This is a genomic window from Pelomonas dachongensis, from assembly GCF_043555865.1.
GTDB classification, from domain to species: Bacteria; Pseudomonadota; Gammaproteobacteria; order Burkholderiales; family Burkholderiaceae_C; genus Pelomonas; species Pelomonas dachongensis.
In genome coordinates this window covers 777671-804557 of the sequence record NZ_JBIGHY010000002.1, presented here as the reverse complement: position 1 = coordinate 804557, position 26887 = coordinate 777671, and the positions used below count along the sequence as shown (strand labels likewise).

Genomic DNA, 26887 nt, shown 5'->3' with positions numbered 1-26887 from the left:
GAGTTCGGGAGACAGCATGCCAGGCTATGAAGTGATGGGCCCAGAGGAACTGGCCGAGATCCAGGACATCTTCGGCCGCGGTGCCATCCTGTTCCGTCACGGCTTCGATGCGCTGAGGGGTGACTGCTACAAGGTTCGCGAGTTCGAGCAGACCTTCGCCAGCACCATGGGCTCGCCGCATGCGCTTGCCGTCTCGTCTGGTACAGCCGCGCTGCGCGTCGGCCTGGCGGCGCTGGGCGTCGGTGCTGGCGACGAGGTGATCACGCAGAGCTTCACCTTCGTAGCCACGGTCGAGGCCATCATCGAATCCCGTGCCACCCCGGTGTGCGCCGAGATCGACGCCACGCTGAACCTGGACCCTGAGGACCTGAAGCGCCGCATCACGCCGCGCACCAAGGCTGTCATCGTCGTCCACATGCTCGGCACGCCGTCTCGCCTGCCCGAGATCAAGGCGATTTGCGACGAGCATGACATTGCGCTGATCGAGGATGCGGCCTGGGGCTGCGGTGGTTCGCTCCATGGGCGCGCGCTTGGCAGCTGGGGGCGTCTGGGCACTTTCAGCTTCGACTTCGCCAAGACCATGACGACCGGGGAGGGGGGGCTCGTGCTCTTCCAGCAGCAGGAGGATTGGGCTCGCGGTGCGGCTTGGCATGACCACGGGCATGAGAACAACCCGGCCGTGCCACGCTGGGAGGACACCCGCGCGAGCAGCGGCTTCAACTTTCGCATGATGGAGCTGCAAGGCGCCGTAGGGCTGGCGCAGCTGCGCAAGCTGCCGGACATCGTGACCGCCCAGCGCTGCAACCGCGACAAGCTCTGGAACGCCATTTGCGACCTGCCGGGCATCACCCCGCGCGAGGTGCCTGAAGGCAGCTACGAGACGGCGGATGCACTCGTCTTCTTCGTTCAGGACAATGCCGCTGCGCGCCGGTGTCGTGAGGCCCTGCTGGCCCGCGGACTCGCCACCAAGATACTGCCGGAGGCCTTCACCTGGCACTTCGCTGGCACCTGGACGCACATGCCGGAGTTGGCCAGCGCTCATGGCGGCAATCTTTCGGAGGCCTTCCCGCAGTCGGCCGCGCTGCTGTCGCGTGCGGTATCCCTGCCGGTAGGCGTGAAGCTGCGCGAGGACGCCCCCTCACTGGCTCGCCAAGCGCTCCTAGAGGCGCTGCAACCGCAGGAGGCGAGGGTATGAACGCCAAGCCGTTGGTATCGGTCATCGTGCCGGTTTTCAACCAGGAGCGCTACATCGGCCGCTGCCTGCGTTCGCTGCTACACCAGACCCTGCACAGCCACCAGTACGAGATCATCGTTATCGACGATGGCAGCACCGACCGCACGCCGTACGCCCTGGAACTGTTCCATGACGCTGTCGTCCCGTTGCGCAACGAGCGCAATCAGGGCTTGCCGGCCTCGCTGAACCGCGGCATCCGCGCCGCACGCGGTGACTTCATCGTGCGGGTGGACTCTGACGACTACGTCAACGCCAACTTCCTGAACATCCTGCATTTCTTTCTCGACCAGAACCCGGCGCACGACGCCGTTGCCTGCGACTATCTCCTGGTGGACGACCATGAGGAGGTGCTGGAGCGCATGAACTGCATGGAGCAGCCGATCGCCTGCGGCATCATGTTCCGGAAGGCGCAGCTCCTGGCGACTGGGCTCTATGACGAGAGCTTCCACCGCCACGAGGAACGCGAGCTGCGCATCCGCTTCGAGCAGAAGCACCACATCGCCCGGCTGGAGCTGCCGCTGTACCGCTACCGCCGACACGGCAACAACATCACCAACGACCTCGACGCCATGGAGTTGCACCGGCAGCGCCTCATCAGCAAGCACGGCGCCGACGGATCCTCGACTTCCTCCGCACGCAGGAGCATGCAATGACCGCCTCGGTGACCCTCGGCCAGCGCCGCCTCACCCCCGACAGCCGCCCTTACGTGATCGCCGAGATCGGCGTCAACCATGAGGGCTCCCTCGACCAGGCCAAGCGGCTGATCGAACTGGCCAAGCAGGGGGGCGCAGACGCAGCCAAGTTCCAGAGCTACAAGGCCGAGACGCTGGCGTCGAAGCACTCGCCGTCCTACTGGGACACCAGCAAGGAGCCGACGCGCAGCCAGTTCGAGCTCTTCAAGAAGTACGACCGCTTCGGTCCGAACGAGTACCGTATTCTGGCCCAGCACTGCGAGCAGGTCGGCATCGACTTCCTCTCGACAGCCTTCGACGACGCCGCCGTCGAGTTTCTCGACGACCTGATGCCGTTCCACAAGATTGCGTCGGCGGATCTCACCAACGTTCCCTTCCTGCGGAGAATCGCCGCCAAGGGCAAGCCGGTAGTGCTGTCCACGGGTGCATCCACGCTCAGCGAGATCGACACGGCCGTGCAGACCCTGCGCGCCGCCGGTTGCCGCGAGCTGGTCCTGCTGCACTGCGTGCTGAACTATCCGACGCCCAACGCACAGGCCCACCTGCGCATGATCAACGGCCTGCAGAGGGCGTATCCCGAGCTGCTGATCGGCTATTCCGACCATACGTTGCCTGACGAGGCGATGTACCCGCTGATGAGTGCCCACCTGCTGGGAGCCGTCGTGTTGGAGAAACACTTCACCCACGACAAGACGCTGCCGGGCAACGACCACTACCACGCGATGGACGTCCACGACTTGCGCCGCTTCATGACGGCCTTGGACACCGTTCACGACCTGCTGGGCGAGAGCGACCACAAGCAGCCCACGCCTACGGAAGGCCCGGCGCGCGCCAATGCCCGTCGCTCCATCGTGCTGACCCGTGACGTCGGCGCCGGCGAGGTGCTCACCGAAGCCCACCTGACCTACAAGCGCCCCGGCACGGGTGTCAGCCCGCTGCACTGGGACGCCGTGCTGGGCCGGCCGGTGCTGCGCGCACTGGAGTCCGACCACGTGCTTCAGTGGGCCGATCTGGGGCAGGGCGCCTGAGCTGATGTGTGTCCCGTCATCCGCACGGCCAGGCCGCGTGGTGGCCCTGGTGCAGGCGCGAATGGGGTCCACACGCTTCCCCGGGAAGATGATGGCGCCGTTGGCCGGCAGGCCACTGCTGGCCTGGGTGCTTGAGCGCCTGAGGCGGGCGCAGCGCATCGATACCCTGGTTCTGGCCACGACGGAGTTGCCGCGTGACGCCGCCCTGGTGGAGCTGGCGCGGTCGATGGGCATGGCCACCTATACCGGCAGCGAGTCTGACGTGCTGGACCGCTTCAGCCGCGCGGCGCGGCGATTCGAGGCGGACACCGTGGTGCGCGTGTGCGCGGACAACCCCTTCATCGACGGCGCCGTGGTTGACGCGCTGGTGGACTTCTATGCCGCCAGCGACTGCGACTACGCCTGCAATCACCTGGACCGTCTGGGCAGCGGCTATGCCGATGGTTTCGGTGCCGAGATCCTGCCGGCCGCGCTGCTGCACAGGCTTGCCGCCGACTGCACCGAGCCCCGCCATCGCGAGCACGTGACCCTCGCCCTGTGGGACGAGGACGGCCCTTGGGCTTGCAACTGCCGCAAGGCCTGCCCCCGCGCCCCCGCGGCGCTGGCTTTTCCTGAGCTGCGCTTCGATGTCGATGAGCCCGGCCATCTTCGGCTGCTGCAGTCCCTCGTGGACCAATCCGGTTTGACCCTGGACAGCTCTGCGCAGGACTGCGTCCGGGCTCTGCTGGCTTCGCGTACCGATAAGCGAGACGACAAGCGGACCGGAGGGCGGGCATGAAGCCGCTGATCAGCGTTACCCACCGTCTCGACTTGCCAGCCGCCGCGACCCTGCTTTCGCAACTGGAGGGCGCCGAGGTATTGCTTTTCGACCCCCAGCTCTTCGACCAGGCTCGTGCCCTGGGACTGGGCGGCGTGCGGCTGGCCCGCGGCGTAGGCCCCTCTTTCATGAGCGAGGTGTTCCGCCGTGCGCGCTCGGACATGGCGGTATACCAATCGCGCCTCGATGCAGCACTGGCCGAGCTGCTGCCGGAGGCCGCAGGTTGCCATTGGGGCTACTTCAACACGTTCTACGCCCTGCTCAACCTGCGGGGTTATGCGGCCATCGGCCGCTGCCTGGTGGAGGACGCGCCGGCTGGCGCGGTGGTTCACCTGCTCGGTGCCGCTGCACCCTACCGCTACGGTCAGCCCTCTGCGGCGGCATGCATGGCCATGGCGGCTGCATTGCAGGGAGGCGGCGTGCCGCATCGCAGCTATCTCTATGATGCTGGCCCGCTGCCCGAGCCGGAGCTGCCGGACTGGCGTCCGCTCGGGCAGCGTGCGGGCGCGCGGCGGTGGGCGCACCTACCCACCTGCTTCTACGACAAGGACTATCTGGCCGCCCAGATTCTTGCTGCCCCCGGGGAGTGCCTGCAGGTGCCCGCGCAGTTCTACGACGTCGAGTTGAGCGGCATCGAGCGCCTGCCTCTGCGAACCCTCACCGAGGTGCGCGCGGCGCTGGGGCCTGTCCATCAGCAGCAGTGCGAGGCCCTGGCGGCGAGCGTTCGACCCGTGGCCCGGCAGCTGCTCGAAGGCGAGCTGCGCAACGAGGGCTTCCTTCAGCTGCAGGTGCAGGCGCTGGTTGACGCGCTGCTGCTGCAGTTCACGCTGTTCCATGACATCGAGCAGCAGGGGCTTGCGTTGCCCGAGCAACTGCTGCTGTCCAACCACGATTCCGGCTTGCATGGCGGGCTGTTGAGCCTCTCCCGCCGGCACCGCCTGCAGGTGCTGATGCTGCCGCATGCCAAGTTCCAGAACATTCCCCTGCCGAAGCTGGGGGGGCAGATGCAATGCCTGCACCATCCGGTGCAGGGCGCGGACTGCCGGGACACCGACGACTGCCGCGTGCCCGGCGCGCTGCTTCGCTTCGGCGAACGCCACCAGCCGGTACCAGAGTCTGCCCCGGCGCAGCCCCTGGGCACACTGGGCGTGCTGCTGAGCGGCCTGTCCCACAACGGACTCAGCACGGCAGACATCCACGCCTATCTCGACGGGTTGCGCCAGCTGCTGGCATGGGGACGGCGCCGCGGCGTGGAAGTGCTGCTGCGCTACAAGCCCACGGAAGGTTTCCCCCTGCTGCTGCAGGAGTCGTTGGGCGTGACGCCGGAGAGCTTGCGGCGCGGCGTGGCCCAGCCTCTGGTGGCCTTCGTGCAAGGCTGCGATGCCTGCCTGGGCTACGACATCCCTACCAGCGCGGCCATCGAGCCCCTGATGCATGCCGTGCCGATGCTGCATTGCCAGCTGCGTTCCCTTGTCTGGGAGGAGAAGGCATTGATGGATAGAGAGGTCGTGCCCTCGCTACCGTTGGGTGAATGCATCGACGAACTGGACGCCTGGTGGCGTGACCCCGTGCTGCAATGGGACTTCCAGCGACGCCAGCACGCCCGCGTGGCTCAGCGCCTGGCCGATTCGCCCTCGCTGCTGCAGTACCTGCGCTGAGAACCATCGTGATGCGAAGGCCGCGTCCGGCGGAACAGGGCGGCGCGGACTCGCCATTCGAAGCGATGAGGCACTTCCTGAGGCTATAGGATGACTCGTCGCCGCCTTTCTGCACGCGAGCCCATGAGTCTCACTGTCGCCGCATCCCGCCCGGAAGTCTTCATCCACAGCCACGCCCTGGTGGAAAGCCCGCACATCGGTGCGGGCAGCCGCGTCTGGGCTTTCGCGCACATCCTGCCCGGGGCGCGGATCGGCCGCGACGCCAACATCTGCGACCACGTCTTCATCGAGAACCAGGTGCTGCTGGGCGACCGCGTCACGGTCAAGTGCGGCGTGCAATTGTGGGATGGCGTGCAGGTGGACGATGACGTGTTCATCGGCCCCAACGTCACCTTCTCCAACGACCCCTTCCCGCGCAGCAAGCAGCGGCCCGAGGCGCCGGTCCGCACCTGGGTGCGTCAGGGCGCCAGCATCGGCGCCAACGCCACCATCCGCCCGGGCGTGACCATCGGTGCCGGCGCCATGGTGCAGGACGGCGCCGTCGTCACGCGCGACGTGCCACCCAACGCCATCGTGGCAGGCAACCCGGCGCATGTGATCGGCTACGTGGACACCGGCATCCGCCCTGCCGAGCCGGCCCGGCGCGTGAACGCCGACGACTTGGCGCTGCAGGTGCCCGGAGCAGCGCTGGTCAAGTTGCCCAAGGTCATCGACATGCGCGGCTCGCTGACGGTGGGCCAGATCGACGCGCAGCTGCCGTTCACGCCCGAGCGCTTCTTCCTCGTCTACGACGTACCCAGCCGCGAGGTGCGCGGCGAGCATGCGCACAAGGCCTGCCACCAGTTCCTCGTCTGCGTGAAGGGCAGCCTCAGTGTGGTGCTGGACGACGGCCAGCTGCGCGACGAGGTGCTGCTGGACAGCCCGCTGCTGGGCCTGCACATCCCGCCGATGGTGTGGGGCATCCAGTACCGCTTCAGCGCCGACGCGGTGCTGCTGGTGCTGGCGTCCGACCCCTACGACCCCGCCGACTACATCCGCAGCTATGACGACTACCTCGCCGCTGTCACCGAGCACCGCCGTGGCTGACGCGCGCATCCCGTTCCTGGACCTGCAGCCGGTCTACCGTGCGGCGCAGGCCGGCATCGACGCCGCGCTGCTGCGCGTGGCCGGCAGCGGCTGGTTCCTGCTGGGCGAGGAACTGAAGGCTTTCGAGCGAGCCTACGCAGCCAGCGTCGGTGCGGCCGATTGCGCCGGCGTCGCCAACGGGCTGGACGCGCTGGCGCTGGCGCTGGAAGCGCTGGGCGTGGGAGAGGGCGACGAGGTCATCGTGCCGTCCAACACCTACATCGCGACCTGGCTGGCTGTGAGCCAGTGCGGCGCGACGCCAGTGCCCGTCGAGCCGGACCCGCGCACCTACAACCTCGACCCTGCGCGCATCGAGGCTGCCGTCACGCCGCGCACGAAGGTGTTGCTGCCGGTGCACCTGTACGGCCTGCCGGCCGACATGGACGCGATCAACGCCGTGGCCGCGAAGCGCGGCCTGAAGGTGCTGGACGACTGCGCCCAGGCGCATGCTGCCGTTTACTGCGGCCGCCCGGTGGGCAGCCTCGCCGACCTGTCAGCCTGGAGCTTCTACCCCGGCAAGAACCTGGGCGCGATGGGCGACGGTGGCGGCGTGACGGGCGACGACGCCGCGCTGATGGCCCAGGTGCGCGTGCTGCGCAACTACGGCTCCAAGGTCAAGTACCACAACGAGGTCAAGGGCCGGAACTCGCGGCTGGACGAGATCCAGGCCGCCGTGCTGGCGGCCAAGCTGCCGCTGCTGCAGGCGCAGACCGAGGAACGCCGCCGCCTGGCGGCGATGCTGCTGGATGGACTGAGCGGTGCGCCGCTGCAACTGCCCGTGGTGCCGGAGGGACTGGACTCTGCCTGGCACCTGTTCGTCGTGCAACACGATGACCGCGACCGGCTGCAAGCCGAGCTGGCGAAGCAGGGCATTGGCACGCTGATCCACTACCCGGTGCCGCCGCACCGGCAGCCAGCCTATGCGGAGCTGGGCTACAGCGACGGTGATTTCCCGATCAGCGAGGCCATGCACCAGCGCGTGCTGAGCCTGCCGCTGTGGCCGGGGATGAGCGATGCGCAGGTGGAGCGTGTCGTGCGTGCGGTGAGGGCGGCCGTCTAGGTTTTGGCAGGCACCGGTCCGCGCGACCGCGCCGGGTTGCCCACCCACAACTCGCCTGCCGGCACATCTTTCGTGACCACGCTGCCCGCGCCGATCAGCGCGCCCGCGCCGATGCGAACGCCGCCCAGGATTGTCGCGTTCGCGCCGATGGACGCGCCACGTTCGATGACCGTCTGTTGAAACGACTCCGGTCGCTGCCGCGAGCGCGGCAGGCGGTCGTTCGTGAACGTGGCGTTGGGGCCGATGAAGACATCGTCTTCGACCCGCAGGCCATCCCACAGCTGCACGCCGGACTTCAGCGTCACGCGGTCGCCCACCACCACGTCGTTCTCCACCAGCACCTGCGCGTTGACGTTGCAGTCGGCGCCGATGCGGGCGCCAGGCAGGATCACGCAGAACTGCCAGACGCGCGTGCGCGGCCCGATACGGGGGCTTTGCACGTCGGCCAGCGGGTGGATCTGGGGGGGGGGCTGGGATGCGTCGTCAGCGGAGGATGACATGCGTGGATCAGATGAGCGGAGTCCAGCCTGCATCATCGTCCAGCTCTCGTTCCTTCAACCAGGACGGTCGAGGTCCGGCTGGGGAGGGCGTGGGCGCATCTGCGCTGCCCTTGCCGCCCAGCAGGTCGGGCAGCGGCCCGCTCAGCAGTTCGCTGGCCGCTGGCAGCGGCGCGGCCGTCGTGTCCTCGTGCTTGGCAAACCACACGTCCGCCATGTCGTGTTGCTGGCCATCGGCGGTGGTGTAGCTGGACATCAGGCCCAGCAGGTTTCCCTGGTCCGTCGCGGTGCCTTGCTGCGCGTGCAGGTCCAGCGACACGATGTTCATGTCCACCAGGCTGCGCAGCTCGTCGGCGTCGGTGACGCCGTTGCGGTTGGCGTCCACCCAGACCTGCAGCTGCGCGAAGGCCGCATCGGCGGCGCTGAGCCGGCCGTCGTGGTTCTCATCCAGCGCCAGCATGGCTGCGTAGCCGTTGCCGGCGCGCAGTCCGCTGGCGAGCTGGGTGCCGCTGCCAAACAGTTCCTGCCCGTTGTCGATCAGGCCGTTGGCGTTCAGGTCGCGCACCAGCAGGCCGTCGCCGCCGCCCACCCAGCCCCATTGCTGCGCGTGGCCGGTGCCGTTCAGGTCGAACTGCACGCCCTGGCTGGCGGCCAGGGTGCGCACGCCGTTGCCGTCTAGGTCCAGCACGATGGGCGTCGCGGCAAACAACGCGTCCACCTGGCCGCCGCTCATCGCGCCGATCTGCTCGCTGCTGAAGGCCTGCACCTGCGCCATCGACAGCCCGCGCATGTCGGCACTGTCCAGCCCGGGAATCTGCTCGCTCATCAGCGACGCGATCTGCAGCGTGGACAGCGCGCGCAGCTGGGCCGAGTTGAGCGCGGAGAGGTCCTCGGTCTCGAAGGCCTGCATCTGTGTGGCGGAGAAGCTGGCCAGCGCGCGGGTACTGAAAGACGCCACCTGCGCGGTCGTGAAGGACGCGATCTCCTCGCTCTCCAGCGTGCGGAACTGGGCCGAGCTGAGCACCTGAATCTGCTGCGTCGTGAAGGCGGCGATCTGCTCGCTGTGCAGCGCGGCGAATTGTTCCGTGTTGAGCGAGCGCAGCGCCGCGGTGTTCCAGGCGGCCAGGTCTTCGGTCTCGATGGCCCCCATCTGCTCGGTCGTCAGCGCCTTGACCTGGCGGGTGCTGAATGCGTTGAGCTGCGCGGGCTGCAGGTCGGTGATGGTCTCGCTGGCGAGCGCTGCTATTTGACGCGTGCTGAAGGCGACGATCTGCGCGCTGCCCAGCGCCTGCAGGTCGGCGCCGCTGAGCAGCGCCACGTTCTCGGTGGACAGCTTGTCCAGTTGCGTGGGCGCCAACGCGGCGAGCTGCGTGCTGCTCAGTGCATCGAATGCCTCGGTGCCTAGTGCATTCAGCGCGGCGCTGGACAGCGCGGCCATCTGCTGCGTGCTGAAGGCGACCGCCTGGATGCCATTGATCACGCCGATCTGTCCGGCCGTCATGCCGTTCAGCGCCGCCGTGCTGAGGCCGGCGATGTGATCGCCGTCCAGCAGGCTGAGGTCGTCGGTGGACAGGCCTCGAACCTGCGCACTGGTCAGCGCGCCCAGCAGCGCGGTGCTGAGCTGTGAGATCTGCTCGGAGCCCATCGAGTCCAGCTGCGCGGAGCTGAGGGCGCGGAACTGCGCGGTGTCCAACGCGTTCAGCGATTCCACGGTCAGAAGCGGCAGCTGGTCGCTGCCGAGCGCGCGCAGCTGGTGGCTGCCAAGCGCCGCCATCTGCTGCGTGCTGAGATTGGGAATGACATCGCTGCTGAGGCCGGCGATGCCCGCCGTGGACATCAGCTGCAGCTGCTGCGAGCCCATCTGCTGCACGTGGCCCACCGTCAGCGCGCCGGTCTGCTCGGAGGTCAGTGACAGCATGGCCGCACTGCTGAGACCTTGCAGCGCGTCGGCCGACAGCGCGGCGAAGTCTTCGGGCCCGAGTGCGCGCACCTGCGCGCTCAGCAGCGCGAACACCTGCTGGCTGCCGAAGGCGGCGATCTGCTCGACCTGCAGCCCGGCCATGGACTGCGTGCTCCAGCCGCGCATGGCGCCGGTGCTGAGGGCCATGATGTCGCCCGCCTCGATGGCGGCGACCTGCGCCTGACTGAGCCAGCTGAGCTGGCGGCTGCCCATCGCGGCCCACTGGCTGTCGCTCATCGCGACGATGTCCTCGGTCTCCAGGCCGCGGATCTGCTCGCTGCTCAGCGTGGCGATCTGGCGCGTGGAGAGGAAGGAGATCTGCTCGGCGCTCAGCAGCCCGATTTGTTCGCTGCCCAGCGCGCGCAGCGCCTGTGTGGAGATCTGTGAAATCTGGTCCACCGTGATGCCCAGCAGCTGCGCGCTGGTCATGCCGCTCAGTTGCTGGGAGCCGAAGGCGCCGAATTGGACGGGGTTGATGGCAGCGATCTCGTCGCTGTCGATGGCGCGCATCTGTGCCGAGCTGAGCGTGGCCAGCTGGCGGCTGCTCAGTAACGCCAGCTCGGTCACGCCAAAAGCTGCGAACTGCTCCGTGCTCAGCGAGCGCAGCGCGGTGGTGGACAGCGCGCCGAGGTCGTCGGCCACGATGGCCATGACCTGATCGGTGCTCAGCCGCGACAGTTGCGCGGTGTTCAGCGCGGCGACCTGCTGGCTGCTCAGCGCGGTCAGCTGCTCGGGCGTCATCGCCGCGATCTGCGCGGCGCCGAAGGCTGTGATGCCGCGCGTGCCCAGCGCCACCAGGTCGTCCCACTCCAGGTTGGCGACCTGCGACGCGGACAGTGCCGCCAGTTGCTTGGCCGTCATGGCCGACACCTGGGCGGTGGTCAGCGCGAACAGCGCATCAGTGGTCAGGTCCGCCAACTGGCGCGTGTTCAGTGAAGCCACCTGGGCTGGGGTCAGTAGCGCGGCCTGACCGGGGTCAAGATTGCGCAGGTGGCTGGCGGTCAGGCCCTGGATGGCCGCTGTGCTGATGGCGCGCAGCGCGTCGGCCGAGAGCCAGGGGATCTCGTCGGTGGCGATCTCGGCGATCTGGCGCGAGGTCAGCGCGGCCAGCTGGCGCGAACCCATGGCCGACCACTGCTCCAGGCTGAGGTCGCGAACCTGCTCGGCGCTCAGCGCGCGCAGCGTGCCGGTGCCCAGGGCGGCGATGCGGTCGGCGGAGATCTGGTCCCAGCGGTCGGCGGCGATGCCGGTGATCTGCCGCGAGCCCAGCGCCGCCCACTGGCTGGTGCCCAGCGTGTTGAGCTGCTCGTTGGTCAACGTGCTCAGCTGGGCTGACGTGAGGCTGGCCACCTGCAACGTGCTCAGCAGGTTCAGCTGCAGCTCACCCAGACTTTGCAGCTGGTTGGCCTGCAGGCCGCGGATGGCGCCGCTGCCGAGTGCCGCGAAGGCGTCGGTGGTCAACTGCGTCAGCTGCTCGGCCGTCAGACCCGTGACTTGTCTCGATGTCAGTGCCGCGGTCTGCGCGGTGGAGATGGCCTGCACCAGCGTCGCGTCCAGCGCGCCGAGCTGGCCGGGCGTGATGGCCTTGAACGCGCCGGACGACAGCGCAGCGAAATCTTCGGACTGCAGCGCGGCCATCTGCCCACCGGTCAGCGACGTGACCTGCTTGGACGTCAGCACGGCGAACTGCTGCGTGCTCAGCGTGTTGAGCTGCTCGGGCGTCAGGCTCTGGATCTGCGCGCTGGTCAGCGAGCGCACCTGGCCGGTGGAGAGCGCGTCGACCTGCTCGGTGGTGAGGTTGTTCAACAGCGTGGGCGACAGCGATTGCAGGGCCTTCGTGCCGATGGCCTGCAGGTCGGTGTTCTCCACTGCCCGCAGCTGGTCGGTGCCCAGCCCGTTGAGCTGCATCGAGGTCATGACCGCCACCTGCACGGTCGTCAGCGCCTGGATCTGCTCGCTCGCGAACGCGCCTAGCTGGTTGCCCTTCAGGCCCTTGACCGCGGCGGTGCCCAGGGCGGCCACGTCCTCCAGCTCGATGGCGGCAATCTGGCGCGTGCTGAGTCCGGCGATCTGTACCGAGCCCAGCGCCTGGATCTGCTGCGTGCTGAAAGCGGCGATGTCTTCGGTGTCCAGCGCGGCGATCTGGCGCGAGGTCAGCACCGACACCTGGCGGGTCGTGAGCGCACCGACGTGGTCGGCGCTAAGGTTGCTGATGATCTCGTTGCGCAGCCTGCGGATGGCAGCCGTGGACATGGCGCCCAGCGCTTCGGCCGACAGGCCGCTCAGCTGCAGGCTGGACAGGCCCACCGACTGCGCCGACGTCATGCCGGCAAACTGGCGCGTCTCCAGCGCCTGCACCTGTTCCGGCGTCAGCGAGGCGATCTGGCCCGACGTGAAGCTGGCCACGCCGCGGCTGCCCAGCGCCACCAGGTCTTCACCCGACAGCGCGCCGATCTGTGTGGTGTTCAGCGCGCGGATCTGCACGCTGGTGAAGCCGTGCAGTTGCTCTGCGGTCAGCGCATCGATGCCGGCGGTGCCCAGCGCGGTGATCTGGCTGGCGCCCAAAGCGGCGATCTGCGACGGGCTGAACTGCTGGATCAGCTCGGGCGGCAGCGCCGTCAGCGTGCTGGCGGAAATGGCGCGCAGGGCCGCGGTGGACAAGCTGGAGAACGCCTCGGGCGCCATCACCGTCAGCTGGTCGGCCGTCAGTCCGGCGCCCTGGTTGCCGGTGAAGACGGCGGCCTGGTCGGGTGTCAGCGCCTGGATCTGCTCAGCGCTCAGCGCACGCACCTGCGTGGCGCTCAGCGCGGCCACGGCCTTGGGGCCAAGCGCCGCGAGTTCCTCGGGCAGCAGCGCCGACATCAGGTCGGCGCTGAGCGACTTGACCTGCGTGGCCGTCAGCTGGGCGACCTGATCGACACCGAGCGCGGAAAACTGGTCCGCTGTCATGACCGTCAGCTGCTTGGGCTGCAGCGCAGCCACTTGCTGCGGCGTCAGCGCACCGAAGTCGTCGGCCGACAGCGCGGCGATCTGCGCGGTGTTGAAGGCCTTGATGACCGAGGTGCTGAGCACCTGCAAGTCGTCCGCGGAGAAGGCGGACATCAGCGCCAGGGGCAGCTTGCTGAACGCCGCGGGCTTCAGCGCCGCAAGCTGCTCAGGCGACAGGGCATTGATGTGCGCGGCCGTGAACGTGGCCCACACGTTGGCGCTCAGCGCCGCGACTTCCTTCGTCGTGAGCTGGGACAGCTGCTCGGGGGTGGGCGTGATGAGGGTCGCCATGACAGGGTATTCAGGACGACATGCAGGGAAGGAGGCCTGGACGGCGTGAGTGCGGCCAGCGGTCGCGGGTGATGCTCGCCGTCATGGTCCTCCAATTGTGAACAACGTCGGAGGCCCCCTCGCGGGCGCCTCCGACGTCTGCCGTGAACTTTTCGATCAGATCAGCGGCGGTTGACGATTCAGCTCGTCCTCATCGAGCGACTTGGACTTCAGTGCCAGCAGCGGATCGACCGTCGGCATCGGTGCCGTGACCAGGTTGGCCGCTGTGTCGCCGCCCGGCAGCGTCAGCTCGCTCGGTGCGGACAGCACGTCGCTGAGCTGCAGCTGCGCCGCGGCTGCCGTGCCGCTCGCCTCGCCCGCCGTCACCGGGCCGCTCGTGCTGACGGCACCGTTCGCGTCGCGGCTGAACCACACGTCCGCCATCTGGTGGCTGGCGCCATCGGTGGTCTGGTAGCTGCCCACCAGGCCGATGAGGTTGCCGTTGTCGGTGGCGGTCGACGTTTGCGACTGCAGGCTCATGCTTGCAATGCCCAGCTCAGCCAGCGACTTCAGCTCGCCGCTGCCGGTGACGCCGTTGTGGTCGGCGTCGATCCAGACTTGCAGTTTGTTGTAGTCGATGTCGCTCGCATCCAGCTTGCCGTCGTGGTTGCTGTCGAGCGCAGCCATCGCGGCGTAGCCGTCCTTGGCGCGGGTGCCGTCGGCGAGCATCGTGCCTTCACCGAACAGTTCCTTGCCGTTGTTGATCTGGCCGTCTCCGTTGATGTCGTGCACCAGCAGGCCGTCGCCGCCGCCCACCCAGCCCCACTGTTGCCAGACACCCCGACCCAGCAGGTCGTAGCTGACGCCGTTGGCCGCCGCCGTGGTTTCCACGCCGTCGCCGTCCAGGTCCAGGATGATGGGCGAGACCTGGGCCGGGATCAGCGCGTTGACCTGTTCGGTGGTCATCGCGTGAATCGCCTCGGTCGTGAACGAGCCGGCCTGGGCCATCGACAGCTTGCCGAGGTCGGAGGCATCGATGCCTACAACCTGCTCGCTGGTGATGGCGTGCAGCTGCTCGGTTGTCAGCGCGACGAACTGTGCCGAGCTGAAGGCCTTCAGGTCCTCGCTGGCCATGGCCACGATCTGCTCGGTGCTGAAGCCCCGGATGGCGGCCGTGCTGAAGGCCGTGAAATCGGTGCTGTCGAATCCGGCGATGGCCTCGGTTTCGATGGTCCGCAGCTGCTCCGACGTCAGCGAGTTCAGCTGCGTGGTCGTCATCGCGGTCCATTGATCGGAGGTGAAGCCCTCGAACTGTTCGCTGGTCAGACTGCGCAACTGCTGGCTGCTCAAGGCAACGACGTCAGCCGTCTCAAAGGCCGCGATCTGTTCGGACCTCAGGCCATCCAGCTGGGCGGTGGTCAGCGAAGCCACCTGCTGGCTGCCCAGCGCGATGATCTGCTCGGTGCCCAGGGCCCCCAGGTCTTCCGACCCGAGGCCGCGCAGTGCCGCCGTGGTGATGGCGCCGATGTCCTGCGTCTCGATGGCCGCGACCTGCTCGGTCGTCAGCGCGCCCAGTTGGCTGGAGCTCAGGACCTTGAACTGGTCGCTGCTCATGGCCTGCAGGTCGGCAGTCTCGATGCCGGCCACTTGCGCGGTCGTCAGGTTGGCCACCTGGATGGTGGACAGCGCGGCGAACTGCTCGGTGCCCAGCGCATTCAGCTGCTCGGTGGACAGCGCGCGGATCTGCGCCGTGCTGAGCGCACGCAGGTCCTCGGTTTCCAGCGCGGCCATCTGCTCGGTGGACAGGCCCTTCAGCTGCTGCGTGGTCAGCGACTGGACCTGGGCCGTGGACAGCGCCTTGATCTGGTCGGAGGTCAGCGCGTCGATGTTTTCGGACGTCAGGCCACGGATGGCCGCTGTGGAGATCTGCTTGATGTCATCGGTCTCGATGGCAGCCAGCTGCTCGGTGGTCAGTGCGCCGATCTGGGCGGACGACAGCACCTTGAACTGGTCGGTCGTCAGCGCTTGCAGGTCGGCCGTCTCGATGCCGGCGACTTGCGCGGTCGTCAGGTTGGCCACCTGGGTGGTGGTCAGCGCGGCGAACTGCTCGGTGCTCAGTGCGTTGAGCTGCTCGGTGGACAGGGCGCGGATCTGCGCCGTGCTGAGCGCACGCAGGTCCTCGGTTTCCAGCGCGGCCATCTGCTCGGTGCTGAGGCCCTTGAGCTGCTGGGTCGTCAGCGACTGGATCTGAGCCGTGCCCAGCGCCTTGATCTGGTCGGACGTGAAGGCGTCGATGTTCTCTGACGTGAGACCCCGCAGCGCGGCGGTGGTCATCACGGTCAGGTCGGCGGTCTCGATGGCGGCCAGCTGTTCGGTCGTCATCGCACCCACCTGGGCGGACGACAACACCTTGAACTGGTCAGACGTCATGGCCTGCAGATCAGCCGTTTCGATGCCGGCTACCTGAGCGGTGCTCAGGTTGGCGACCTGGGTGGTGGTCAGCACCGCGAATTGCTCGGTGCCCAGTGCATTCAGCTGCTCGGTGCTCAGCGCACGGATCTGTGCCGTTGACAGCGCACGGAGGTCTTCCGTGTCCAGCGCGGCCATCTGCTCGGTGCTCAGGCCCTTCAGCTGCTGCGTGGTGAGCGATTGGACCTGCGCCGTGCCCAGTGCCTTGATCTGGTCGGACGTGAACGCGTCGATGTTCACCGATGTGATGCCGCGCAGCGCCGCGGTGCTCATCACGGCCAGGTCGGCGGTCTCGATGGCGGCCAGCTGTTCGGTCGTCATCGCACCCACCTGGGCGGACGACAGCACCTTGAACTGGTCGGTGCCGAGGGCCTGGAGGTCGGCCGTCTCGATGCCGGCCACCTGGGCGGTCGTCAGGCCGGCGACCTGGGCGGTCGTCAGCGCCGCGAACTGTTCGGTGCCCAGCGCGTTGAGTTGTTCGGTGCTCAGCGCACGGATTTGCGCCGTCGACAGCGCGCGGAGGTCTTCCGTTTCCAGCGCGGCCATCTGCTCGGTGCTGAGACCCTTGATCTGCTGGGTGGTCAGGGACTGGACCTGCGCCGTGGACAGCGCCTTCACCTGGTCGGTCGTGAGCGCGTCGATGTTCTCGGACGTGATGCCACGGATGGCCGCCGAGGAAATCTGCTTGATGTCATCGGTCTCGATGGCCGCCAGCTGCTCGGTGGTCAGCGCGCCGATCTGGGCGGACGACAGCACCTTGAACTGGTCGGTTGTCAGCGCCTGAACATCGGCGGTTTCCATACCGGCAACCTGCGCAGTGCTCAGGCTAGCGACCTGGCCAGTGGTCAGCGCGGCGATCTGCTCCGAACCCAGTGCGTTGAGCTGCTCGGTGGACAGCGCACGGATCTGAGCGGTGGTCAGCGCACGCAGGTCCTGCGTTTCCAGTGCCGCCATCTGCTCTGTGGACAGACCCTTCAGCTGCTGGGTGGTCAGCGACTGAACCTGCGCGGTGGACAGCGCCTTGATCTGGTCGGACGTGAATGCGTCGATATTCTCGGACGTGATGCCACGCAGCGCGGCGGTGCTCATCACGGCCAGATCGGCGGTCTCGATGGCAGCCAGCTGCTCGGTGGTCATCGCACCGACTTGCGCCGAGCTGAAGGCCTTGAACTGGTCGGTCGTCATCGCCTGCAGGTCGGCCGTCTCCAGGCCGGCCACTTGCTGCGTGGTCAGGCTGCTGATCTGGACGGTGGTCGGAGCGGAGAACTGCTCGGTGGTCAGCGCGTTGAGCTGGTCGGTGGCGAGTGCGCGGATCTGGGCCGTGCTCAGCGCACGCAGATCCTCGGTCTCCATCGCGGCGATCTGCTCGGTGGACAGGCCCTTGAGCTGCTGCGTCGTCAACGACTGGAACTGCGCAGTGGACAGCGCCTTGATCTGGTCGGAGGTCAGCGCATCGATGTTCTCGGACGTCAGGCCGCGAATGGCCGCCGTCGAGATCTGCTTGATGTCATCGGTCTCGATGGCAGCGAGCTGCTCGGTAGTCATCGCGCCGATCTGGGCGGACGACAGCACCTTGAACTGGTCGGTCGTCAGCGCCAGGATGTCGGCCGTCTCCATGCCGGCGACCTGGGCTGTCGTCAGGCTGGCGACCTGGCTGGTGGTCAACGCCGCGATCTGCTCGGACCCCAGCGCGTTGAGCTGCTCTGTGGACAGTGCCCGGATCTGCGCCGTCGAGAGCGCGCGGAGGTCTTCCGTTTCCAGCGCGGCCATCTGCTCGGTGCTCAGGCCCTTCAGCTGTTGCGTGCTCAGCGATTGGACCTGGGCGGTGCCCAGCGCCTTGATTTGGTCGGACGTCAGCGCATCGATGTTCTCGGACGTGATGCCACGGATGGCTGCCGTGGAGATCTGCTTGAGGTCATCGGTTTCGATGGCTGCCAGCTGCTCGGTGGTCAGTGCGCCGATCTGGGCGGACGACAGCACCTTGAACTGGTCGGTCGTCAGCGCCTGTACGTCAGCGGTCTCCATGCCGGCGACTTGCGCGGTGGTCAAGCTGGCGACCTGGCCGGTCGTCAGCGCGGCGACCTGCTCGGAGCCCAGTGCGTTCAGCTGCTCGGTGGACAGCGCCCGGATCTGCGCCGTGCTCAGCGCACGCAGGTCCTGCGTTTCCAGCGCGGCCATCTGCTCCGTGGACAGGCCCTTCAGCTGCTGAGTGGTCAACGACTGGACCTGGGCCGTGGACAGCGCCTTGATCTGGTCGGACGTGAAGGCGTCGATGTTCTCCGACGTCAGTCCCCGCAGCGCGGCGGTGGTCATCACGGCCAGGTCGGCGGTTTCGATGGCGACCAGCTGTTCGGTCGTCATCGCACCCACCTGGGCGGACGACAGCACCTTGAACTGGTCGGTGCCGAGGGCCTGGAGGTCAGCCGTCTCGATGCCGGCGACCTGCGCGGTCGTCAGGCTGGCCACTTGCGAGGTGGTCAGCACGCCGAACTGCTCCGTGGTCAGCGCGTTCAACTGCTCGGTGCTCAGCACCCGGATCTGTGCTGTCGACAGCGCACGGAGGTCTTCCGTGTCCAGCGCGGCCATCTGCTCGGTGCTCAGACCCTTCAGCTGTTGCGTGGTCAACGACTGGATCTGGGCCGTCGACAGCGCCTTGATCTGGTCGGACGTGAATGCGTCGATATTCTCGGACGTGATGCCACGCAGCGCCGCGGTGCTCATCACGGCCAGGTCGGCGGTCTCGATGGCGGCCAGCTGTTCGGTGGTCATCGCACCGACTTGCGCCGAGCTGAAGGCCTTGAACTGGTCGGTCGTCATCGCCTGCAGGTCGGCCGTCTCCAGCGCGGCGACCTGTTGCGTGGTCAGGCTGCTGACCTGGATGGTGGTCGGGGCGGAAAACTGCTCGGTTGTCAGCGCGTTGAGCTGGTCGGTGGCGAGCGCGCGGATCTGGGCCGTGCTCAGTGCACGCAGGTCCTCGGTCTCCATCGCAGCGATCTGCTCGGTGGACAAGCCCTTGAGCTGCTGCGTCGTCAACGACTGGAACTGCGCCGTGGTCAGCGCCTTGATCTGGTCGGACGTCAGCGCGTCGATGTTCTCGGATGTGATGCCACGGATGGCCGCCGAGGAAATCTGCTTGATGTCATCGGTCTCGATGGCAGCGAGCTGCTCGGTGGTCATCGCGCCGATCTGGGCGGAGGACAGCACCTTGAACTGGTCGGTCGTCAGCGCTTGGACGTCGGCCGTCTCCAGGCCGGCTACCTGCGCCGTCGTCAGGCTGGCGACCTGGCTCGTGGTCAGCGCGGCGATCTGCTCGGAGCCCAGCGCGTTCAGCTGCTCGGTGGACAGCGCGCGGATCTGGGCCGTCGACAGCGCACGAAGGTCTTCCGTTTCCAGCGCTGCCATCTGCTCGGTGCTAAGGCCCTTCAGCAGTTGCGTGCTCAGCGATTGGACCTGGGCCGTGCCCAGCGCCTTGATCTGATCGGACGTGAACGCGTCGATGTTGTCCGACGTGATGCCGCGCAGCGCCGCAGTGCTCATCACAGCCAGGTCAGCGGTCTCGATGGCAGCCAGCTGCTCGGTGGTCAGCGCGCCGACCTGGGCGGACGACAGCACCTTGAACTGGTCGGTGCCGAGGGCTTGCAGATCAGCCGTCTCCAGGCCGGCGACCTGGGCGGTCGTCAGGCCGGCCACCTGGGTGGTCGTGAGGGCGGCGAACTGCTCGGAGCCCAGCGCGTTCAGCTGCTCGGTGGACAGCGCGCGGATCTGCGCCGTCGACAGCGCCCGGAGGTCTTCCGTTTCCAGCGCGGCCATCTGCTCGGTGGACAGGCCCTTCAGCTGTTGCGTGCTCAGCGATTGGACCTGGGCCGTGCCCAGCGCCTTGATTTGGTCAGACGTCAGCGCATCAATGTTCTCGGACGTGATGCCACGAATGGCCGCCGTAGAGATCTGCTTGAGGTCATCGGTTTCGATGGCAGCGAGCTGCTCGGTGGTCATCGCGCCGATCTGGGCGGACGACAGCACCTTGAACTGGTCGGTCGTCAGCGCTTGGACGTCGGCCGTTTCCAGGCCGGCGACCTGCGCCGTCGTCAGGCTGGCCACCTGGCTGGTGGTCAACGCGGCGAACTGCTCGGAGCCCAGCGCGTTCAGCTGCTCGGTGGACAGCGCGCGGATCTGGGCCGTCGACAGCGCACGAAGGTCTTCCGTTTCCAGCGCCGCCATCTGCTCGGTGCTAAGGCCCTTCAGCTGTTGCGTGCTCAGCGATTGGACCTGGGCCGTGCCCAGCGCCTTGATCTGGTCGGACGTGAACGCGTCGATGTTGTCCGACGTGATGCCGCGCAGCGCCGCAGTGCTCATCACGGCCAGGTCAGCGGTCTCGATGGCGGCCAGCTGCTCGGTGGTTAGCGCGCCGACCTGGGCGGACGACAGCACCTTGAACTGGTCGGTGCCGAGGGCTTGCAGATCAGCCGTCTCCAGGCCGGCGACCTGGGCGGTCGTCAGGCCGGCCACCTGGGTGGTCGTGAGGGCGGCGAACTGCTCGGAGCCCAGCGCGTTGAGCTGCTCGGTGGACAGTGCGCGGATCTGCGCCGTCGACAGCGCCCGGAGGTCCTCCGTTTCCAGCGCGGCCATCTGCTCGGTGGACAGGCCCTTCAGCTGTTGCGTGCTCAGCGATTGGACCTGGGCCGTGCCCAGCGCCTTGATTTGGTCGGACGTCAGCGCATCGATGTTTTCGGACGTGATGCCACGAATGGCCGCCGTAGAGATCTGCTTGAGGTCATCGGTTTCGATGGCAGCGAGCTGCTCGGTGGTCATCGCGCCGATCTGGGCGGACGACAGCACCTTGAACTGGTCGGTCGTCAGCGCTTGGACGTCGGCCGTTTCCAGGCCGGCGACCTGCGCCGTCGTCAGGCTGGCGACCTGGCTCGTGGTCAGCGCGGCGATCTGCTCGGAGCCCAGCGCGTTCAGCTGCTCGGTGGACAGCGCGCGGATCTGGGCCGTCGACAGCGCGCGCAAGTCCTGCGTTTCCAGCGCGGCCATCTGCTCGGTGGACAGGCCCTTCAACTGCTGCGTCGTCAGCGCCTGGATCTGGTGAGTGCCCAGCGCCTTGATCTGGTCGGAGGTGAAGGCGTCGATGTTCTCGGACGTGATGCCACGCAGCGCTGCCGTGCTCATCACGGCCAGGTCAGCAGTCTCGATGGCGGCCAGCTGCTCGGTGCTCAGCGCGCCGAACTGGGCGGAATTCAGCACCTTGAACTGGTCGCTGGTCATCGCCTGCAGGTCGGCCGTCTCCAGCCCGGCGGCCTGTGCGGTCGTCAGTCCGGCCACCTGGGTCGTCGTCAAGGCGGCGAACTGCTCGGTGCCCAGCGCATTGAGTTGATCCGTGGACAGCGCGCGGAGCTGGGCGGTGCTCAGGGCACGCAGGTCTTCCGTCTCCAGCGCAGCCATCTGCTCGGTGCTCAGGCCCTTGAGCTGCTGGGTGGTCAGCGACTGCACCTGCGCGGTGGACAGCGACTGGACCTGCTCGGAGGTCAGCGCGTCGATGTTGTCCGACGTGAGGCCGCGCAGCGCCGAAGTGCTCAGTTGCGCCAGGTCTGCTGTCTCGATGGCGGCCAGCTGGTCGGAGGTCAGTGCGCCCAACTGACGGGAGGTCAGCACCTTGAACACATCGCTGCTCAGCGCCTGCAGGTCGGCGGTCTCGAAGGCCGAGAACTGCTGCGTCGTCAGGCTGCTGATCTGCGTGGTGGTCAGCGCAGACGCCTGCTCGCTGCCCATGGCCTGCACCTGCTCGGAGCTCATGCCCAGCAGCGCGGAGGTGGACAGCTTGGCGATGTCCTGCGTATCGAAGAACGAGAACTGGTCCGTGCTCAGCGACTTGATCGCGAAGCTGGACAGAGTGGCCACCTGGGCGGTGGTCAATGCCTTGATCTGATCGGACGAAAACGCCGCCCAGTCTTCCGTGCCCAGGGCACGCAAAGTCGCAGAGGTGAGGCCGGCGATCTGTTCGCTGGAGAGGCTGCTGATGATGGAAGACATGTTCTCGTTACCTCAGGTTGGCGCGGCTTGGCGTGCGGGCCGGTCCGCCAGTGCGTATCGCACTGAAACCCGACGTCTGGAGCAGAGCGTCGGGCAGGGCGGCAGGCAAAACTTTGATGTTGGAATCAGGGACACAGCTAAGACGGATTTCGGCAACGCGGCCAGCACCTTGAGCTCTCACGCCGACCGAAATCCGGCGCGGCAGTTCAGCTGGTGGGGTTGTACCGTTGGACGTTGCTGTGGTGTCGCCGGTCGGCTGCACGGAAATCCCTCAAGCGTTAACTATTCGTTGCAATGCTAGGTCTCCCCCTTATCGGCGTTGCTTTGAACAGCTTGAGCTTCAACGGCCTGTTTTTCGCTATCAAATGACCTTCCCGCGGCTCCAATAGCGTCGCGGAGGGAAACCCTGAGCATTAGTTCATGCATGTCACCACCCTGATCCCGGCCTACAAGACCAAGTACCTCGTCGAACTGCTGACGGGCCTTGTCACGCAGACGCTGCTGCCTCAACGGGTGGTCGTCTCCGACGACAGCCCGGGCGGCGAGTTCGGCGCGCTGCTGCGTTCGCCGGCCATGGCGCTGGCCATGCGCAAGCTGCCCATCGAGATTCACCAAGGCCCGCGCGCGGGCGCGTACGAGAACTTCAAGCACCTGATCCAGCTGTGGGGCAACTCCACCGAGTTCTGCCACCTGATGCTGGACGACGACGTGCTCTATCCTGACTTCTACATGCGCCACATGATGGCGCACGCCACCGGCCGGCATCCTTGCAGCATCAGCGCGCGCTGGAACAGCAACGAGCGCGGCCAGCCGGTGGAGGGAATGCCCATCCCGAAGGCGGTCTGGTTCTCCAACGACCGCACGCTGCTGCTGGATGCCACCGTGCTGTTTTCCACCACGCTGCCCGAATGCCAGAACTGGCTGGGCGAGTTCTCCAACTGCGTGATGCGCAAGGAAGTGGCCGACCTGCTGGCCAAGCCGGAGTTCGGCGGCGTGTCGTATGCCGGCCTGTGGGACCTGGGTGCCTTCCTTGCCGCCAGCCTCATCAACCCGGTGGCCTATATCCAAGACCGCCTGGGCGCTTTTCGCGCCGGCGGGGAGGGGCACTCGGCGCAGATCCTGGGCAAGCACATGAAGGCGGCCCACCTGGGCTACGGGGCGCTGGCACTGGGCGCCACCCGCATCGGGCGGCTGGGCGCCGAGCAGGCCCGCCAGGCCTATGCCGGCCTGCACCAGGCGCTGTGCAACCGCTACCAGCAGGAGGATGACGTGTCCCCCTTCATCGACGTCATGCGCCGCCTGAGCTTGGGAGACGCCACCGCCGAGGCGGAGTTCCTCGATCTGTGGAACGGCTTCCTGGCCAGCCACAAATTCTGATAGGCCGCGCCATGGATGCCCGCAAGATCCCCGTCGTCGTCGTCTCGTACAACAGCCCGGCGCTGATCACCAACCTGCTGACGTCGCTGCGGCGCTTCTACGCCAACCCCGTGCACATCGTGGATGGTTCCAGCGCCGAGCACGTGGACAGCATCCGCGCCGCGGTCGCGCCGCTCGACGGCGTGACGTTGCATGTGCAGGGGCACAACATTCACCACGGTCCCGGCATGGCCTGGGCCATCCAGACGCTGCCGCTGGGGCCGGTCGCGCTGTTCCTGGACAGCGACATCGTCGTGCTGCGCGACGGCTTCATCGAGGCCATGCTGGCCGAGCTGCAGCCCCAGCACTACGGCGTGGGCGGCGTGGCCTACGTGAACCGCGAGGGATTCGACATCCCCTACGCCTACGGCGCCGTGCCCTACCTGCACCCGCCGGCCATGTTGTGCAACATCGAGGTCATGAAGCAGTGGCCCCTGCCCGTCAAGCACGGCGCGCCCATGGTGGCACCGATGCTGGCGCTGCACGACGCCGGCAAGTCCGGGTTGTTGAAGCACCTGGACTGGGTGTTGAACGACGTAACGCCGGGGCTGAGCCGGATCTACCTGGACCACGTGGGCCGCGGCACCGTGACGAACACGCAGGGCTATCACCTGGAAGAGTGGATGGCCGAGGTGCAGGCTCGTCAGGCGGCCGAAGCCACGGCCGCCGCCGACGCACAGGCCGCTCACGAGCCGCGCGGCTACAACCCGTTCGTGCTGGGGCTGATCCCGGCTCAGGCGCAGCGCGTTGTGGAGGTGGGCTGCAGCACCGGCGGCCTGGCGCAGGCGTTGAAAGCGCGCCGATCCGATGTGCACTTCGTCGGTCTGGAACTGGATGCCAAGGCCGCCGACATCGCCCGCCAGCGCTGCGACGAGGTGCTGCAGCTGAACATCGACGATGCCGGGCCGGAGTTCTTCGAGTCCTTGCGCGGCAGCGACTGCTGGGTCTTCGGCGACGTGCTGGAGCACCTGCGCGACCCCTGGCGCGTGCTGGCCGAAGTGGCCAAGGTGCTGGCGCCCGGCGGCTGCGTGGTCACCAGCATCCCCAACGCGCAGCACTGGAGCATCCAGGCGCGGTTGAACATGGGCGCGTTCCAGTACGAGGCCACCGGCCTGATGGACCGCACCCACATCCGCTGGTTCACGCGCCAGACGATGCTGCAGATGTTCGACGGCGCCGGCCTGCGCGTGGAGGCCGGCGTGCCGTGCATGGTGGAAGAGCCGCCGATGCGCGAACAGGCGCTGGCCGGCGTCCGCCAGATGGCACTGGCGCTGGGCCGCGACCCCGAGCTGGCGGTACGCGACGCCATGCCGCTGCAGTACGCGATGCGCGCCGTGCGTGATGCTGTCGCCTGAAGCACGTATGGTGCCCACGCTGGCGCCCGTCGCCGATGCCGACTTTGAAGACATGCTGGCCTTGCGCATCGCGGCCCTGCGCGAAAGTCTGGAACGGCTGGGCCGGTTCGACCCCGCCGTCGCGCGGGCGAGGTTGAGGGCGCAGTTCCATCCGGAGCGGATGAACCACCTGCTGCTGGTCGGCCGGCGCGCCGGCTACTTCACCGTCGAAGAGCAGGGCGAAGAACTGCGTCTGCACCATCTCTATGTGCACCCGGATGCGCAGGGTCAAGGCCTCGGCGCCTGGGTGGTGGCGCACCTGCAGGCGCAGGGCAGGCCCATCACGCTGGCCGCATTGCGCGATAGTCGCGCCAACCTTTTCTATGTTCGTCACGGTTTTCAAGTCGTCGACGAGCAGCCTTTCGACATCGAGTACCGCTGGGTGCCTCCACAGCCCGCCCTCGACGCCCACACGCTCACCCCATGATCACGGGACTCAATCACATCAACCTGCGCGCACCCGCCTTGCTGCTGGCGGTGCTGCGCGACTTCTACCGGGACGCGCTCGGTTTGGAGGTCGGGCCGCGTCCTGCGTTCAATACGGCCGGCTTCTGGCTGTACGCCGGCGGCCAGCCGGTGCTGCACCTGTCCGAGCAGGCGGCCGGGGAGGTTCAGCGCCGGCCGCTCGACCCCGCTGCGCCGACAACCTACGACCACACCGCCTTCTCCGGTACCGACCCAGAGGCGACCGCCATGCACCTGCGCGCGCTGGGCGTGCCGTTCCGCGAGTCGCGCTCTGCCGTGACCGGCCAGCACCAGTTCTTCCTGCAGGACCCCGCGGGCAACGGCGTCGAGATCAACTTTCCGCTGCGGGACCGCACCTGAGCACCGCCACCGTTGCCATCGTGGGCGCCGGCGTGGCCGGGGCCGCGGCGGCCATCCGGCTGGCTGAGCGCGGCATCGGCGTCGAGCTGTACGAGGCCGTGGCCGCGCCGCAGCCCATCGGCGCGGGGCTGTTGCTGCAACCCACCGGCCAGCAGGTGCTGGCTCGAATGGGCCTGCTGCCGGAGGCGCTGGAACTCGGCGTGCGCGTGGACCGGCTGTACGGCGACACGCCCGCCGGCCGCGCGGTGCTGGACATGAGCTACCGGCGCTTTCATCCCGACGCCTATGGCCTGGGCCTGCAGCGTGGCGCGCTGATGGGCCTGCTGTGGCGGCGGCTGCGGGCGCTGGGCGTGCCCTGGCATTGCGGCGCCGCCGTCGAGGGCTTTGTGCAAGACAGCGGCGGCGTCACGCTGCAGATCAGCGGCCAGGGTACCGTGCGGCATGCGGCACTGATCCTGGCCAATGGCAGCTTCTCGCGCCTGCGCGCCGGCATGAAGGTGAGGCAGCGGGCGCGCCATTTCCCGTGGGGCGCGGTCTGGACGGTGCTGCCGGCGCCGGTCGGCTTCCCGCAGGTCGAACTGCGCCAGCGTTTCCGTTCGGCGTCGCAGATGCTCGGCCTGATGCCGGTGGGCAAGGCTGCTGCGGACGATGCGCAGCGCGGCATCAACCTGTTCTGGAGCCTGCCGCTGGCTGAGCTGGACGGCTGGGCCGCGCGCCTCGGGCTGGAGCGGCTCAAGCAGCAGATGGCCGCGCTGTTCCCCGACGTCGCGCCGCTGCTGGCGGGTTTGCAGCACGCCACCCAGCTGCGCGAGGCCCGCTATGCCGACGTGCGCCTGTCCCGCTGGCACGAGGGCCGCGTGCTGGCAATCGGCGACTGCGCCCACGGTATGAGTCCGCAGTTGGGGCAGGGCGCCAACATGGCGCTGATCGACGCGCACGAACTGGCGGCCGGGCTGGGCGGGGACTGGCCCGACGTCTTCGCCCGCTACTCGGCGCGGCGCCGCGCCCACCTGCGTTTTTACAGCCAGGTCAGCCGTGGCCTCACGCCGATGTTCCAGTCCCACGCCGTCGTCGCGCCCTGGCTGCGCGACCGCTTCTTCGGCTGGGGCGGCAGGCTGCCGTACATTCACCAGCAGTCCGTCGCGACGCTGGCCGGCGTCAAGACCGGGTGGCTGTGGGGGCGGCTCAGACTGGCCGACGCTTGAGCCGCGCCGCGCCGCCACCTTTCGACGTGGCGAAGCACGGCTTGCCCAATGGCCGCTTCCGCGCTCGCGCTCCCGTCTGTAACCTGGCCCCGCAAAACTTGCGCGTGCCGCGGTGGGCTGACCGGCCCGTGGCACACCGGGAGGCGGGGTGGCCACAAGCAATCTCGTGGATCCGGTCGCAAGGCTTTGCCTGGCCGCGCGGGGGCTCAGAATCGGCGC

15 protein-coding genes are annotated in these 26887 nt (G+C 67.7%); 12 read left to right on the top strand and 3 right to left on the bottom strand.

What is annotated here, in order from left to right; genetic code table 11:
- Positions 1 to 16: 16 nt before the first annotated feature.
- The 7 genes from ACG02S_RS08255 (at position 17) to ACG02S_RS08225 (ending at position 7614) form a co-directional block, all read left to right on the top strand.
- Positions 17 to 1195 carry a DegT/DnrJ/EryC1/StrS family aminotransferase gene (locus tag ACG02S_RS08255; RefSeq protein WP_394469957.1) on the top strand — a complete coding sequence of 393 codons (1179 nt, stop codon included), beginning with the start codon at positions 17 to 19 and terminating at the stop codon, positions 1193 to 1195.
- Positions 1192 to 1887 carry a glycosyltransferase family A protein gene (locus ACG02S_RS08250; RefSeq protein ID WP_394469956.1) on the top strand — a complete coding sequence of 232 codons (696 nt, stop codon included), beginning with the start codon at positions 1192 to 1194 and terminating at the stop codon, positions 1885 to 1887. The genes ACG02S_RS08255 and ACG02S_RS08250 overlap by 4 nt, the downstream gene beginning before the upstream one ends.
- Complete coding sequence (locus ACG02S_RS08245) at positions 1884 to 2954, top strand: N-acetylneuraminate synthase family protein (protein WP_394469955.1); 1071 nt, start codon at positions 1884 to 1886, stop codon at positions 2952 to 2954. The genes ACG02S_RS08250 and ACG02S_RS08245 overlap by 4 nt, the downstream gene beginning before the upstream one ends.
- 40 nt (positions 2955 to 2994) lie before the next feature.
- Positions 2995 to 3732, top strand: a complete 738-nt coding sequence (locus ACG02S_RS08240; protein ID WP_394469954.1) for a cytidylyltransferase domain-containing protein — start codon at positions 2995 to 2997, stop codon at positions 3730 to 3732.
- Positions 3729 to 5429, top strand: a complete 1701-nt coding sequence (locus ACG02S_RS08235; protein WP_394469953.1) for a hypothetical protein — start codon at positions 3729 to 3731, stop codon at positions 5427 to 5429. Before ACG02S_RS08240 ends, ACG02S_RS08235 begins: the two co-directional genes overlap by 4 nt.
- Before the next feature lie 123 nt (positions 5430 to 5552).
- On the top strand, positions 5553 to 6515 hold the full coding sequence (locus ACG02S_RS08230) for a WxcM-like domain-containing protein (RefSeq protein ID WP_394469952.1): 963 nt from the start codon (positions 5553 to 5555) through the stop codon (positions 6513 to 6515).
- On the top strand, positions 6472 to 7614 hold the full coding sequence (locus ACG02S_RS08225; RefSeq protein ID WP_394469951.1) for a DegT/DnrJ/EryC1/StrS family aminotransferase: 1143 nt from the start codon (positions 6472 to 6474) through the stop codon (positions 7612 to 7614). The genes ACG02S_RS08230 and ACG02S_RS08225 overlap by 44 nt, the downstream gene beginning before the upstream one ends.
- Here the strand turns inward: ACG02S_RS08225 and ACG02S_RS08220 are convergent.
- The 3 genes from ACG02S_RS08220 to ACG02S_RS08210 form a co-directional block, all read right to left on the bottom strand.
- Complete coding sequence (locus ACG02S_RS08220) at positions 7611 to 8114, bottom strand: acyltransferase (RefSeq protein WP_394469950.1); 504 nt, start codon at positions 8112 to 8114, stop codon at positions 7611 to 7613. The two genes, ACG02S_RS08225 and ACG02S_RS08220, sit on opposite strands and share 4 nt — an antisense overlap.
- A gap of 7 nt (positions 8115 to 8121) precedes the next feature.
- Entirely contained in the window at positions 8122 to 13350 is a 5229-nt protein-coding gene (locus ACG02S_RS08215) for a hypothetical protein (protein ID WP_394469949.1), read from the bottom strand.
- Positions 13351 to 13506: 156 nt separating this feature from the next.
- Complete coding sequence (locus tag ACG02S_RS08210) at positions 13507 to 21828, bottom strand: heme utilization protein (RefSeq protein WP_394469948.1); 8322 nt, start codon at positions 21826 to 21828, stop codon at positions 13507 to 13509.
- A 420-nt stretch (positions 21829 to 22248) separates the two neighbouring features.
- On the opposite strand from ACG02S_RS08210, the gene ACG02S_RS08205 reads away from it, so the two are divergent.
- From ACG02S_RS08205 to ACG02S_RS08185, 5 genes are read left to right on the top strand one after another with little or no spacing between them, the layout of a single operon-like run.
- Positions 22249 to 23205, top strand: a complete 957-nt coding sequence (locus ACG02S_RS08205; protein ID WP_394469947.1) for a glycosyltransferase family A protein — start codon at positions 22249 to 22251, stop codon at positions 23203 to 23205.
- Positions 23206 to 23216: 11 nt separating this feature from the next.
- Positions 23217 to 24599, top strand: a complete 1383-nt coding sequence (locus ACG02S_RS08200; protein ID WP_394469946.1) for a methyltransferase domain-containing protein — start codon at positions 23217 to 23219, stop codon at positions 24597 to 24599.
- A gap of 7 nt (positions 24600 to 24606) precedes the next feature.
- Positions 24607 to 25065, top strand: a complete 459-nt coding sequence (locus ACG02S_RS08195; protein ID WP_394469945.1) for a GNAT family N-acetyltransferase — start codon at positions 24607 to 24609, stop codon at positions 25063 to 25065.
- Positions 25062 to 25463, top strand: a complete 402-nt coding sequence (locus ACG02S_RS08190) for a VOC family protein (RefSeq protein ID WP_394470156.1) — start codon at positions 25062 to 25064, stop codon at positions 25461 to 25463. Before ACG02S_RS08195 ends, ACG02S_RS08190 begins: the two co-directional genes overlap by 4 nt.
- Positions 25460 to 26668, top strand: a complete 1209-nt coding sequence (locus tag ACG02S_RS08185; RefSeq protein ID WP_394470154.1) for an FAD-dependent oxidoreductase — start codon at positions 25460 to 25462, stop codon at positions 26666 to 26668. The genes ACG02S_RS08190 and ACG02S_RS08185 overlap by 4 nt, the downstream gene beginning before the upstream one ends.
- Positions 26669 to 26887 lie beyond the last annotated feature (219 nt).